This window comes from Solemya pervernicosa gill symbiont, from assembly GCF_002020875.1.
Taxonomy (GTDB): domain Bacteria; phylum Pseudomonadota; class Gammaproteobacteria.
In genome coordinates, this window is the sequence record NZ_MPRL01000008.1 from 16692 (window position 1) to 29977 (window position 13286).

At 55.8% G+C, this 13286-nt stretch carries 17 protein-coding genes; 12 read left to right on the top strand and 5 right to left on the bottom strand.

Annotated features, from left to right (window positions below; all coding sequences use genetic code 11):
- Nucleotides 1-72 precede the first annotated feature (72 nt).
- From BOW52_RS03225 to BOW52_RS03235, 3 genes are read left to right on the top strand one after another with little or no spacing between them, the layout of a single operon-like run.
- On the top strand, nt 73-399 hold the full coding sequence (locus BOW52_RS03225; protein ID WP_135621983.1) for a hypothetical protein: 327 nt from the start codon (nt 73-75) through the stop codon (nt 397-399).
- Complete coding sequence (locus BOW52_RS03230) at nt 303-791, top strand: hypothetical protein (protein ID WP_135621985.1); 489 nt, start codon at nt 303-305, stop codon at nt 789-791. The genes BOW52_RS03225 and BOW52_RS03230 overlap by 97 nt, the downstream gene beginning before the upstream one ends.
- Before the next feature lie 57 nt (nt 792-848).
- The gene (locus tag BOW52_RS03235; RefSeq protein ID WP_078482653.1) at nt 849-2078 is read left to right on the top strand and encodes a magnesium transporter; all 1230 of its coding nucleotides are present in this window, start codon (nt 849-851) and stop codon (nt 2076-2078) included.
- A 51-nt stretch (nt 2079-2129) separates the two neighbouring features.
- On the opposite strand, the gene BOW52_RS03240 is transcribed toward BOW52_RS03235, so the two are convergent.
- A complete protein-coding gene (locus BOW52_RS03240; RefSeq protein WP_078482654.1) occupies nt 2130-2561 on the bottom strand; it encodes a DUF6524 family protein in 432 nt (143 codons plus the stop codon).
- 84 nt (nt 2562-2645) lie between these two features.
- Nucleotides 2646-3134: a hypothetical protein gene (locus BOW52_RS03245; protein WP_078482701.1), complete on the bottom strand. Its 489-nt coding sequence runs from the start codon at nt 3132-3134 to the stop codon at nt 2646-2648.
- A gap of 109 nt (nt 3135-3243) precedes the next feature.
- Here BOW52_RS03245 and BOW52_RS03250 point away from each other — a divergent pair, with 109 nt between their 5' ends.
- The 4 genes from BOW52_RS03250 (at nt 3244) to BOW52_RS03265 (ending at nt 7650) form a co-directional block, all read left to right on the top strand.
- A complete protein-coding gene (locus BOW52_RS03250; protein ID WP_078482655.1) occupies nt 3244-4443 on the top strand; it encodes an NnrS family protein in 1200 nt (399 codons plus the stop codon).
- 90 nt (nt 4444-4533) lie between these two features.
- Entirely contained in the window at nt 4534-5463 is a 930-nt protein-coding gene (locus BOW52_RS03255) for a MotA/TolQ/ExbB proton channel family protein (RefSeq protein ID WP_078482656.1), read from the top strand.
- Complete coding sequence (locus BOW52_RS03260) at nt 5463-6398, top strand: coiled-coil domain-containing protein (RefSeq protein ID WP_078482657.1); 936 nt, start codon at nt 5463-5465, stop codon at nt 6396-6398. The genes BOW52_RS03255 and BOW52_RS03260 overlap by 1 nt, the downstream gene beginning before the upstream one ends.
- 133 nt (nt 6399-6531) lie before the next feature.
- Nucleotides 6532-7650 (top strand): PAS domain S-box protein, encoded by a 1119-nt coding sequence (locus BOW52_RS03265; RefSeq protein ID WP_078482658.1) that lies wholly within the window; start codon nt 6532-6534, stop codon nt 7648-7650.
- Between the two features lie 6 nt (nt 7651-7656).
- On the opposite strand, the gene BOW52_RS03270 is transcribed toward BOW52_RS03265, so the two are convergent.
- Entirely contained in the window at nt 7657-8325 is a 669-nt protein-coding gene (locus tag BOW52_RS03270) for an energy-coupling factor ABC transporter permease (protein WP_078482659.1), read from the bottom strand.
- Nucleotides 8326-8408: 83 nt separating this feature from the next.
- Here BOW52_RS03270 and BOW52_RS03275 point away from each other — a divergent pair, with 83 nt between their 5' ends.
- From BOW52_RS03275 to BOW52_RS03285, 3 genes are all read left to right on the top strand, one after another.
- The gene (locus tag BOW52_RS03275; protein ID WP_078482660.1) at nt 8409-9251 is read left to right on the top strand and encodes a class I SAM-dependent methyltransferase; all 843 of its coding nucleotides are present in this window, start codon (nt 8409-8411) and stop codon (nt 9249-9251) included.
- Nucleotides 9252-9331: 80 nt separating this feature from the next.
- Nucleotides 9332-9925, top strand: a complete 594-nt coding sequence (locus BOW52_RS03280; protein ID WP_078482661.1) for a malonic semialdehyde reductase — start codon at nt 9332-9334, stop codon at nt 9923-9925.
- Nucleotides 9926-10037: 112 nt separating this feature from the next.
- Nucleotides 10038-10544, top strand: coding sequence for a hypothetical protein (locus BOW52_RS03285; RefSeq protein WP_078482662.1), 507 nt, complete (start codon nt 10038-10040; stop codon nt 10542-10544).
- 5 nt (nt 10545-10549) lie between these two features.
- Here BOW52_RS03285 and sthA read toward each other — a convergent pair whose 3' ends face one another.
- Nucleotides 10550-11938: a Si-specific NAD(P)(+) transhydrogenase gene (gene sthA / locus BOW52_RS03290; RefSeq protein ID WP_078482663.1), complete on the bottom strand. Its 1389-nt coding sequence runs from the start codon at nt 11936-11938 to the stop codon at nt 10550-10552.
- A gap of 75 nt (nt 11939-12013) precedes the next feature.
- Nucleotides 12014-12496 carry a cyclic pyranopterin monophosphate synthase MoaC gene (gene moaC, locus BOW52_RS03295; RefSeq protein ID WP_078482664.1) on the bottom strand — a complete coding sequence of 161 codons (483 nt, stop codon included), beginning with the start codon at nt 12494-12496 and terminating at the stop codon, nt 12014-12016.
- Between the two features lie 110 nt (nt 12497-12606).
- On the opposite strand from moaC, the gene moaD reads away from it, so the two are divergent.
- Nucleotides 12607-12840, top strand: coding sequence for a molybdopterin converting factor subunit 1 (gene moaD / locus BOW52_RS03300; RefSeq protein ID WP_078482665.1), 234 nt, complete (start codon nt 12607-12609; stop codon nt 12838-12840).
- A 1-nt stretch (nt 12841) separates the two neighbouring features.
- Nucleotides 12842-13282 carry a molybdenum cofactor biosynthesis protein MoaE gene (locus tag BOW52_RS03305; protein WP_078482666.1) on the top strand — a complete coding sequence of 147 codons (441 nt, stop codon included), beginning with the start codon at nt 12842-12844 and terminating at the stop codon, nt 13280-13282.
- Nucleotides 13283-13286: the final 4 nt, after the last annotated feature.

Genomic DNA, 13286 nt, shown 5'->3' on the forward strand with positions numbered 1-13286 from the left:
CTTTACATCCGCATGGGCGATGCGTACAAACGGATCAAAACCACTCGCCCGTTTGACCCGACTGGAGCCACTATGGATGACCGTCTACAGGAGCTGCTGCAAGATATTCAGCAGCTTGAGGATCAGCTACTCCTGGAGCTACAGAAGAAAAAAGAGGAGTTTCTCTACGAGGTCGAAGAGAAACGCGTGCTCTTCGACCGTGAGATCCGCAAACAGCACCGCAGACTCTCAACCGGCCTGTTTCGCTACCTGAGCCAGAGCAAACCGAAACATATCAGGGGAGTCGCTATTTTTGCGAGAGTTTGTTTTGGGCATCCAAGCCCAAGCAAACAGCAAAAACTTCACGCGACCGTTTATGCCTACGGCGCCCCGACGCTATCCATGGCGGTCAGCGCCTGACTGCACCACTGGTCTGGCTGATACTGTTTCCCGCGCTGCTAATCGATCTCAGCGTTAGCCTGTTCCACGCCATCTGCTTCCCGCTCTACGGTATACCCAGGGTTCGGAGAAGCGACTATATCGTCATCGACCGTCACTACCTGCGCTATCTCAACATCATTGAACGACTCAACTGCATCTACTGCGGCTACTTCAACGGACTGATCGCCTATATTCGCGAGATTGCCGCGCGGGTTGAACAGCACTGGTGCCCGATCAAGCATGCGCGTCATACTGCCGCCTTTCATAGTCGCTACAGCAACTTTATCGACTATGGTGACGCCAAACAGTTTCGGCAGCGCTATGAGAGCATTAGGGGCTCATTCAGCGACCTGAAACCTGACGACAAATAACCGCCAACCCTCAAGGGCAACAACCACAGCTAAACACCCAGCGTTACGGAACCAATAATGAACGAAGAGAGAGCGAAACATCTCGACGAGACGGTCATCAACGACCTCGTCAAGCTGGCCACACAACGTGCCCCGTTGGATGCCGTCAGCACCCTGAGCGGTGAGACAGCAGAAACCGTTACTGAGGTACTTCAGCGCCTGAAGCCGTCTCTGGCAATCAAGTTGCTCCACCACTTACCGAGCGAATTAACCGATGCGATCACAATCGACCGATCGGACAGCATCGGCGCGCAGTGGGAACTCAATCGCGACTATCCCGAAGATCAAATCGGCCGATTCATGGAGCAATCACTCGCGGTCTACACAGCAGAGACCACCGCTAGTGAGGCGATCGAGAATATCCGCCACATTACTCAAGAGAGCCTTATCACCTACGCCTACGTGGTAGACAGTGAACAGAAACTGATCGGTCTGGTAGTGATGCGCGATCTAATGCTTGCCGAAACCGATGCACCACTCGGCACTATCATGATCGACCAGCCGTTCTATCTAACAACCGACACCTCGATCAGCGATGCGATGGCGGCAACCGTACAGAGACACTATCCCGTCTACCCTGTCTGCAATGAGCTAGGCGTGCTGCAGGGAGAGCTACAGGGCTACGTGCTGTTTGAGGAGCACACCTTTGAGCTGACGGCCCAGAGTGGGCGAATGGTCGGTATCGAAAAGGAGGAGCATCTACACACTCCCTGGCGCAGCAGTCTCAAATCGCGTCATCCCTGGTTACAGTTCAATCTGCTCACAGCATTCCTTGCCGCCTTCGTCGTGGGCTTTTTTGAAGAGACGATCAGTCAGATCGTCATGCTCGCCGTATTTCTTCCGGTTCTGGCCGGACAGGCCGGCAATACCGGCAGCCAATCGCTCGCGATCACCCTGCGTGGACTGACACTCGGCGAATTCAAAGAGAATGCAACGCGAGACGCGCTATTCAAGGAGGGCCTGTTAGGTTTAAGCAACGGCATCCTGGTAGGTGTCACAGCGGGCGCGGCGATGTTTGCCTACGCCATGATCAGTGGTAGCAACGATGGATTGTTGTTGGCCCTGGTGGTCTTTATGGCGATGGTAGGCAGTTGCGTAATCAGCGGCATCACCGGCGTTCTGGTACCCCTCGGACTGGAGAAAATAGGCGCCGATCCCTCCACCGCATCGGCAATCTTTCTCACCAGCATCACCGATGTTGTCAGCCTGGGTCTGTTCCTTGGCTTCGCCACCTTGATCGTTCTCTAGACAAAAAAAGGGGCGCCGATCGGCACCCCCTATTTTCTGACTATCGGAGAGTTACTCTTCGATTTCGTCTACATCTGCCTGACCGCTGAGACGGCGGCGGATATGTGACCACGACATACCAACCGCAAGAATCGCGCACATCACCACCTCGGCCAGGTAGGTCACGGCGCGGATGCTATCGGTCGGAATCCAGCCCCAGTCGACGATCATCCACAGCAGGGTGCCGAAGAAACCGAAGGCGAGAATCAGGCCGATCGGGCCGAGTGAGCGCAGGGTCGCGCGGATATAGATCACCCAGCCAATCAGCAATACAAAACCGACAAAGAGCTTCACCGGCAGCGATTGCGGCAACGCCTCGAGATTGTTCATCACCACCCAGTTGAAGTAGTCGAACCCCTCGGGGTTATAGGTGGTGAAGACCAGAATTGCAGCGAAGATAAAGCGCAGCAGGATGCCCTGCCAGGTTATGGAGCCAACGGCCATGGATACTCCCTCTCTCGGTAGTTATTGTTGAGTTGCAGCGATTCTAAAGTATTGAAGAGGTGAAGCGAAACCGGATATCACCCCTCACTGGCGCAGCTGACCATTCGGCTCACCCGCCGCATCGAGCAGATTGTGATCTGCCAGCCACTGATTGGCATCTACAGCGTCCTGCTCAAACCAGCGTTGCGAGGAGCCGAGCCGGAAGCTATAACCCCAGGCATCCATATCGGCAAACATGCGCGCACGACCAAAACCAGCAATACGATCTGCGAGCAGCACCTGCAGATAACAGACACCGTTCTCCTCATCGTACCCACCACCGGCATCGGTGTGCAGCCCCTGGCGTCGTGACTGATCCATACAGATGTAGTGACACGCCTCATGCAGCGCCGAATGCAGTGGTGTGTCATCTCGCACCAGCAGACGGTTCTCGATCAGCCCCGCCTCCTCATCGCCCCAGAAACTACCAGGGATTTCCTCTTCAGCAGCCACCCCTTCAACCACCATCCCGTAGGGCTTCAGCACCCGCTGTAGGGGTTCCAGCCCCACCTCTCCACAGTTCAGCACATTCATCTCAAACACCTACATTCATTGCCAGTTTGCGATTGATACAAAACAAGGCACCGAGCCGGAACCTCCGCTATGATCGGCGCCGATACTAGCCCAACCTGAGAGTGAACGCATGCCACCGCTGAATATTGAAGAGCGCACCCCCACCCCATCACCGAATGGATTTGCTCTCTTTGCGCTCGGCTTTCGCCCCTTCTTTCTCGCTGCTGGTATTGCGGCCGTGGCACTGCTCGCCGGCTGGCTCCACAGTTACAGCTCTGGCACCCCGCTCTCTAACTATTACGGCTTTGTCGGCTGGCACAGCCACGAGATGCTGTTTGGCTATGTACTGGCAGTGGTGGCTGGTTTCCTGCTCACCGCAGTGCGCAACTGGACCGGTATCGACACCCCATCCGGGACACCGCTGATGCTGCTGTTTCTACTCTGGGCCGCAGGTCGTATCACCCCCCTCTTCTCAGAGCTGATCCCGGCGCCGCTGATTGCCCTCATCGATCTCGCCTTTGTACCGGCACTGGGCGTTGCTGCAGGTACCCCACTGGTCCGCGCGAAACAGAAGAACAACGCTATCTTCCTGTTGATTATCGCCCTGCTGACCATCGCCAACCTGATGATCCATCTCGAGGCGCTCGATATCGCACCGACGGGTAAAAGCGGCATTAACCTGGCCGTCGGCATGATCGTGCTGCTGGTGGCGGTGTTGGGTGGCCGCGTCATCCCCTTCTTCACCGAACGCGGTCTTGGCAACGTTAAGACCCATAGCTGGCCCTGGGTAGAGAAGAGCGCCATCGGTACGCTGCTGCTACTGGTGGTCACCGAACAGCTACTGCCAGATACCGTTGCGGTCGCTCTGGTCGCCATCTTTGCCACCCTGATTCACGCCTTTCGCCTCTACGGCTGGCTACCGCTGCGTACCGCCCGTACACCGCTACTGTGGGTACTCCATATCGCCTACCTCTGGATCGTGATCGGGCTGCTGTTCAAGGCACTGGTGATCTTCGACATAATCCCATCCGTTCTGGCACTGCACGCCCTGACCGTGGGTGGCATCGGCATGATGACGCTCGGCATGATGGCTCGCGTGGCCATTGGCCATACCGGGCGTGAGATGGTCATCGGCCACTCTATCGCCTTCGCCTTTGCACTGGTTGGCATTGCTGCTGTGATTCGCGTGCTACTACCGCTATCGATGATGGATCAATACCCACTGTTGATCACCCTCTCAGGGGTAGCCTGGATCACTGCATTTTCGATCTTTGTGGTGGTCTACCTGCCGATTCTGATCCGCCCCCGCATCGACGGACGCCCCGGCTAATCGCCTCGCACCGAATTCCCCCACAAAAACCTCTGTTGGTCACCGGGTGTCGAGCCGGTAGAATGCTATAAAAATTCAGGGAATTGCTCGATGAACGACTACAAAAAGAACTACAGCCGCCGCGTACTGATTCGTTTGGTGATAATGACGCTACTGGCGCTAGGCATCGTGGCGATCAACCTCGACCTGCTCACCGGCGTCTACTTCCGTAACCAGCTCACCCAGACCGGCATCATCATCAATAGCAGCATCCTGGTGCTGTTCCTGCTCGGCCTTTCCAAGGTGATCTGGATTCTGCTGCGCTATATGCGCGAAGAGTCAGCACTCTCACGTTTCATCTTCAAGCTCGAACAGGATCAACTCGGCAAGCCGGAGAAGGGCGAGAGCACCAATCTGATCAACGACCGCTACCGCACCATTCTAAATCTCGACCGGCAGAACGCGCCGATCAACCACAGCGCGTTGGCCGCCGTGTTACTGGCACAGGAGAGCACCCGCATCAGCTTTCCCAAGTTCATCCACAACATCCTGATCCTGACCGGCGTCTTCGGCACCATCATCTCGCTCTCCATTGCACTGATCGGTGCCTCCGACATGCTCGGTTCACCGCAGGAGATCGGTAACATGGGGCTGATCATCCATGGCATGTCGACCGCCCTCTCGACCACTATCACCGCCATCCTCTGCTATCTCTTCTACGGCTACTTCTACCTCAAGCTCACCGACACCCAGACCCACCTGGTCGGTGGTATCGAGCAGGTCACCACCCTCTACCTGCTGCCACGCTTTAGCCACAGCAGCGACACCCTGCTGCACGACATTGCCGGGCTAGTTAAGAGCCTGCGCACCACTGCCACCATCATGCATACGGCACAGGAGAGCTACAGCGAGGCGGGTAGCCAGTTGCAACAGATGTTCACCAGCATGAACGACCAGACCGGTTCTATCAGTAGCGACATGAAAGAGATCAAACAGCTGTTGCAGGAAGGTTTCCGCCTACCCGCACGAGATGACGCGTAATGGATCAGGGTTTCGTCGATCTTCGGCAGGCTCATAATGACAACAACAGCGTCAGTGAGAACTACTGGCCCTCGCTGACCGACATCATGACCGTGGTGGTGATGATCTTCATGCTCGCCAGCACGGTGCTGATCGTACGCAACTGGGAGCTGATGGCGGAGCTGCGCAATACCATGGAGGCCGAACAGCGAGCGGCATCGATGGCGCGTAATGTTGCCGACGCCAACGCCACCCTTGAGGAGCAGCTTGCCTCCGCCCAGCACCAGCTCTCACTGCTGCGCATGCAGATGATGCAGGCACAGGAGACCGACGCTGAGAAGAGCCGACAGCTCGCCGAACGCGAAGCACAGCAGCTGGCACTCGAATCTCAGCTTGAACAACTTCGTAACCAGCTCAACCAGACCGAGCAACAGCGCTCACTGCTGAGCGATCAGTTGCAGCAGGCCAACAGCCGCTACACCGAACTCAAGGCCGAACACGAAACGCAGCTGGCTCAGCTGAGCAACGCCGAAGAGAAGATCACCGCTCTGGAGCTGAATAACCAAAAGCAGGCCGATGCATTGATCGACCTCAAGCAGCAGCAGCTCTCCTCAACACGTAGCTTTACTTCACTACAGGGTGAGTATGACGACCTGAAAGTGAAGTACGACAAGCTGGTTCGTCCCGCACGTACGCCGGTTGGCAAACATGTGGTCGAGGTCCGCTTCGAGAAGATCTCCGGCAACAAGCGCATCGCCATTCGCGAAGGAGAGGCGGAGTACCGCCAGCTCACCATGGAGCAGCTCAACAATGAGCTCGGTGCTCTCAAGCAGGCGCATCCGGGCATGCTCTATGTGAAGATCGTGATCCCTGACGAGAGCGGCCTCTCTTATAATGAGGCGTGGAACTTTACCAAACAGATCCTGCAGGAATACGACTACTACCATCAGGAGTAACCTGCCAATGGTGAGGTGGCCTCACAGCCGGGTGAAGCCACTTATTCACCTGGGCTGCGGACAAGGTCTATACTTGCCCACCACTGCAGCGCACGGACTGACAGTGATAGACAACGTTTGATCAAGAGCGAACATGGCCACCACTAAACAGAGCAGTGAAGCGCAGAACCTACTCTCCTTTGGGTTTATTTTTGCCATCGCACTCGTCGTTGCCGTTATCTCCATCGGCCTCAATCGCATGAAGCACGTCACCAGCAATATCGAGAAGGTGGTGAACGAGCATAATGTACAGGCCGATCTGTTACGTCTGATGCGCAACGCCTCGCGCGAACGCTCACTGATTCTGCAGAGCATGGTGATGACGCCCGACCCCTTCGAGCGTGACGATCTCTATCTAAAACTGCGCGATCGTGGTGAGGAGTTTCTCAAAATACGAGAGGCACTGGAGCTGCTCGATCACGATGAAACCGAGCTCCAGATCCTTGCCGATGTACGCTCCGGCATCGCTGAGATTGTCACCTTTCAGGATCAGGTACTCGATCTGCTCGCCATTGATCAGTTCCAGTCGGCCGCAGACATCCTGACCCAGCAGGCGATACCAACCCAGAACAAAGTGCTGTGGCACATGGATGACTTTATCCGTCTGCAACAGGCCCACGGCCGCGAAGCCCTGGAAGTCGCACAGAAAGATTTTGACCTCGCCTACCAGCTGATGATCGCACTCGGCATTCTCGCTGCGGTACTCAGTGGTGTCACCGTCAACTACGTGATGCGACGTATCGCCGACATCATGTCCGATCTCAACACCACCGGCGACCAGCTACGCATCTCCAACGACCACCTCAAGGAGGAGATCGATGAGCGTTTCAGAATCGAGAGTGATCTACTCAAGAGCGAACGACGCGAGCGCGCAATTCGCGAGAACATGATCGACAGCGTGATTACCATCAATCGTCACGGCATCATTGAGTCGTGTAACCCAGCGGTGGAGAAGCTACTCGGCTACCGCGTCAAGGAGCTGATTGGTAAGAATGTCCGCATGTTGATGCCCCAACCCGACAGGGACCAGCACGACGGTTATCTAAAAAATTATCTCGATGGCGGTGAGCCGAGCATTATCGGTAAGGGGCGTGAAGTGACTGCACAGCACAAGGATGGCACCACCTTCCCGGTCGATCTGAGTGTGACCGAGATCGAACATGAGGGAGAACACCTCTTCTTCGGTATTCTGCGCGATCTGCGTGAACGCTAAATCCGATTACTTTCCATTCAGATAACGACGGTCATCGAAGCTGGTAACCCACTCTGGCTTGTTCAGCACTAGCGCAGAAATCAGCATTCCGGTCAGCAGCGCCTCTGCAAAGAGCATCATCGGGATAAAGATCAGATACTCCCCACCAATCCGTTCGAAGCTATAGGCTCCACTGAGCGCCAGTACCAGCGTGCTCGAGAGCACTCCAGCAGCAAAGGCGAGCGCGGCGGAGAGATAACCGCAGAAGAGTATGTAGACGAAGAAGTTCTTCGGCAGATATCGGACCGAAAACCTGAGCAGCAGGTGGCTCACCGCAATCGGCACTCCCCCCAGCAGTAGCGCATTGAGCGGCAGCGCCAACCACTGGGCTGCGCCATTGAGAGCGGTACCAACCAACACCAGTGAAATCGACAGCAACGCGTAGCGCCAGCCAAACATCAACACCAACAGCGTTACTCCCAAACAGTGGAACTCGAGCCCTGGCAGAACCCCCGCGCGCATGCTCCAGAGCAACAGCACTGCAACGGTGCTAGCAAGCCATGCATTCCAGAGTCTCAACTCACGTCGCATCTGCCCCCAGTCAGCACCGATCACACTCCATAAAATCAGTACGCCATATATCAACGTGGCCAGCCATAGCCAGCTATGGGGAATCAATTCAGTGGTCAGATTCAATTAGCACCTCGCAACACCACTCAATGCCATAACGTTATAATAGCCTCTCTCCTTTTTGATGATTACGGATACGCATTACCGCCATGGATACTGAACTGACACCTCAACAGCACAAACAGGCGATTGCCAAACTCTTCTCGCGCGTTGCCGATGGCTACGATAGCCCTGCACTACGCTTCTTCCCCTTCTGTGCCGACAAACTGGTCTCCAAGGTTGCACCCAGACCCGGACAGAAGGTGCTCGATGTGGCCACCGGCACCGGGGTTGTCGCCATCTCCATGGCGCAGGCACTGCTTCCAGGCGGTCGCGTTGTGGCAATCGACCTCTCGGAGAAGATGCTCGACCGCACCGCCTTTCATGCACGGAAGATGGGATTGGAAAACATCGATATTTTCGATATGGATGGCGCCAAGCTCGACTTTAAACGCGACTATTTCGATACCATCGCCTGCAGCTACGGCCTCTTCTTTATGCCTGATATCGATGCGGCGCTTCAGGAGTGGAAACGCGTCTGCAAACCGGGTGGCAAGATCATCTTCACCAGCTTTGACGTCAAGGCGTTCGTGCCGCTGCGCGATCTATTTCTCGATGATTTGGAGCGCCTCGGTGCCAAGCTCCCGGAGGGGCGCACCTTTATGGCCGATCAGCTCAACAACGCTGAGCGCTGCAGCGACGCACTCGATCGTAACGGCTTCGAAAAGATTCAGATCGACAATGAACAGCTCGGCTATCACCTCTCGAGTGCTGATGACTGGTGGGAGATCATCTGGAATAGCGGCTACCGCGCTCTGATCGATCTACTCCCCTCCGATCAACTCGGCAATTTCAAGGTAAAACACCTACGCGAGGTCGATAAACTGGTGACCGAAAAGGGAATCTGGCTGCCGGTCGACACCCTGTTCAGTCAGGCAATCAAACCCGCCTAACCCGCATCGGTTGCGTGGATTGCAGCCTATCGATGTGGTTTATCATCACTCACTTCTGAAACGCTCGACAAGGATCCAGCATGCGCGACCGTACTCTCTCCGAGAAGGCACTCGACACCCTGTTTCGTGAGGCACGAAGCTTCAGTAACTGGCTCGATCAACCAGTTAACGACGAGCTGCTGCACAAGCTCTACGATCTACTGAAGATGGGTCCAACCGCCGCTAACAGCTGTCCGGCACGTATTCGCTTTATCAAAAGTAGTGAGGCCAAGCAGCGTCTTAAACCGTGCCTGGCCGAAGGTAATATCGAGAAGAGTATGAGTGCGCCGGTGGTGGCCATTATCGGTATGGATATGACCTTCTATGATCAATTACCAAAACTCTTTCCCCACACCGATGCGCGCAGTTGGTTTGCTGGCAAGCCCGATAAGATTGAGGAGAGCGCCTTCCGCAACTCATCACTGCAGGCGGCCTACCTGATTCTGGCCGCTCGCTCACTCGGGCTCGACTGCGGTCCGATGTCGGGTATCGACTACCCCGCGATGGATGCCGAGTTCTTCCCCGAGGGCACCATCAAGACCAACTTCATCTGCGCCATTGGATATGGAGAGCCTGGCAAGCTGCACCCCCGTCAGCCACGTCTCGACTTCGATGAGGCGGCCAAAATCCTCTAATGGGCAGTTGAAACCCCATTACTTGACTGTTTTTATCAACATAACTATACCACTCCCATAGGCGACCATCACGACGGTTACAGCGGTAACCCCGGCCGCTTGGGAGTGAATCATGAAGAGACGACTCTACCTACTCTTTCCCGACGCCGAATTTGCACGCCGTGGCGTAGCCGCACTCAATCAGGACGGAATTGAGACCCGACGAATCCATACCATTGCCCGCAACGGCGAGTCACTGGAGGGGCTGCCCGGCTCCACCTTTGAGCAGCGCAGCGATCGGCTCCATCAACTAGAGCGCTGGGTCTGGAACGGTAATCTGACCCTCTTTTTCATCATGCTAGCGGGTTTTTTTGTCGCCATCAGTTATGGCGCCGTTGTGGTGGCAACCCTGTTGGTCGTCGCCATGCTGGTAAGCTTTCTGGCAGGCGAGCGCTTCACCCACCTGCCCGATGCCGACTTCCGAGAGGTGCGCGACGCCCTGGCCCACGGTGAGATCATGTTGATGGTCGATATCCCCGAGAGCGAGGTCTATCGCATCGAACACCAGATACATCAGCAGGTGCCTGAAGCACGCTTTGGCGGCGTCAGCTGGCTGCCCGACACCGCCGCCCAGCTCTAGACCGACTATCCGTTTAGACGGTTGTAGGCATCTAGCGCAGCGACCTTATAGGCCTCGGCTAGAGTCGGGTAGTTGAAGACGTTCTCAATAAAGTAGTCGAGCGTACCGCTAAGCAGCATCACTGCCTGGCCGATGTGGATCAGTTCGGTCGCGCCCTCACCCAGGATGTGCACACCAAGTACACGACGGTCTTCACTGCTAAAGAGGATCTTCAGCACACCGTCTTCGAGTCCCATGATCTGTCCACGCGCGGTCTCTCGCAGCCGCGCCAGCCCCACCTCGTAGGGGATCTGCTCCTTGGTCAGCTGCTGTTCAGTACGGCCAATCATGCTGATCTCCGGCACCGCATAGATACCGAAGGGGAAGTCACTACTCTGCTGACAGGCACTCTTGCCAAAGGCGTGACAGGCCGCAATACGTCCCTGCTCCATTGAGGTCGAGGCGAGACTGGGAAAACCGATCACATCACCACCGGCATAGATATGTGGCACTTCGGTCTGGAAAAACTCATTGACCTTGATGCGTCGTCGCGAGTCGGGTTCGATACCGGCGTTGTGCAGATTCAGTGCATAGGTGCAGCCAATTCGACCAGCAGCAAAGAGAATCAGCTCTGCACTAACCTGCTTACCGCTCTCCAGGTGGGCTACGATCTTCCCCTCCTCTTTCTCTTCTACGCGGTCAATATTTTCTGAGAGACGCAGCATCACACCACGATCCCGCATGTGGTGAACCAGCTCATCAGCCAGCTCTCGATCAAGAAAATCGAGCAGCCGCTCACGGCCATCAATCAGTGTGACCTTGACGTCCATAGCGCTGAAGATCGAAGCGTACTCGACACCGATCACACCACCACCGACGATAATCATCGATTTGGGGATCTCTTTGATATCGAGAATGCCGTCACTATCGACCACCGACTCACTCTCGAACGGAACCCCCTCGGGGCGAACCGGACGACTGCCAACGGCGATTAGGATCTTTTCACCGTGGAACCCCTCCAACTTACCGCCTGGACGCTCCACCTGCAGGGTGTGCTCATCGATAAATGAGGCCTCGCCCTGAATCACAGTCACCCCATTACGCGATAACTGGTGTGACATCACCTCGGTCTCATGATTGAGCGTAATGTGCAGACGTTGCATTAGATCTTCGATGGTCAAATTCTCTTTGAGCCGGTAGCTGCGACCATAGAGACCACGCTGATCCCAGCCGGTTAGATAGAGCACCGCCTCTCGAAGCGTTTTGCTTGGGATAGTGCCGGTATGGACAGAGACACCACCAATCTCCGCCTGACGCTCAATGATCGCAACGCGTTTGCCCAGCTTGGCGGCTTGAACCGCGGCCTTCTGTCCTGCTGGGCCACTGCCGATTACCAAAAAGTCGTAGTTCTGCATTTGCTCACCACTCCAACAGATCAAACCATGTTAAACAGACCACCCGACCACTGATCGGGCTCAAAAGCGCCTTAGCTAGTCGTCACCCCGATTCCAGGCACCCGACTTGCCACCGGACTTATGGATCAGACGAACACCCTCCATGCTCATGCCACGATCAACCGCTTTACACATATCATAGATGGTCAGCAGCGTAACCTGCACCGCCGTCAGCGCCTCCATCTCAACACCGGTCTGACCGGCCGTCTCAACCGTCACCCTGCAGTAGACGCGCGATGCATCTGTCTGGGGTTCAAGATCGATACCGACATGGGTCAGTGCCAATGGATGACAGAGCGGTATCAGATCAGCAGTACGCTTGGATGCCATAATGCCGGCCACCCGCGCGATGCCGAGCACATCACCCTTTTTGTGATCTCCTGCCACGATCCTCTCCAGCGTTGACGGCTCCATGCTGATCGCACCCTCGGCAACGGCTCTACGCTTGGTCACCGACTTCTCACCAACATCGACCATATGGGCCTCACCAGCGCTGTTGAAGTGGGTTAATTCGCTCATCGATCTCTCCGTCAGGAAGCCCTCTTTAGGGCAATTGGTAGATAGGATCATCCATGATAGGCTGCTGCGAATAGTGGTGCAATTGAGCACCTGCAGAGTAGGTAAAGACTATGAGGGTAACGGTAAAATTCTTCGCCAGCCTGCGTGAGCAGATGGGCTGCGATGGGGCCACCGTCGAGATCGGGGAGGTCGCCACAGCGGCCGATGTGTGGTTACAGGCCTCCGGCGGAAAGGCACTGCCCACCAACGTACTGGTTGCGATAAACATGGAGTACACCGACCAAAATCACCTGGTGAAAAGTGACGATGAGGTCGCCTTCTTCCCACCCGTTACCGGTGGCTAGTATGACCATCGAGGTACGTCCCGCGCCATTCGAACCCTGGCAGGAGCTGCAGCAATTTGAAGCTGCTCACGATCAACTCAAGGGTAAGGCCGGGGCGAGCGCTGTCTTTGTTGGCACCATGCGTGATTTCAACGAGGGTGATGAGGTTAACGGCATGTCGCTGGAGCACTACCCCGGCATGACCGAAAAACACCTTGAGAAGATTTGTGAGGAGGCAGCAAGCCGCTGGCAACTGCTCGATACGCTAGTCATCCACCGTGTTGGAGATCTCAAGCCAGCTGATCCGATCGTCCTAGTGGCTGTCTGGTCGGCCCATCGCAAAGACGCCTTTGAAGCGAGTCGCTTCATCATGGAGGATCTGAAATCGAAAGCCCCTTTCTGGAAGAAAGAGCAGCTTGAAGAGGGTAGCCGCTGGGTGGAGAAAAACACCTCAGGTTACTGAGGGG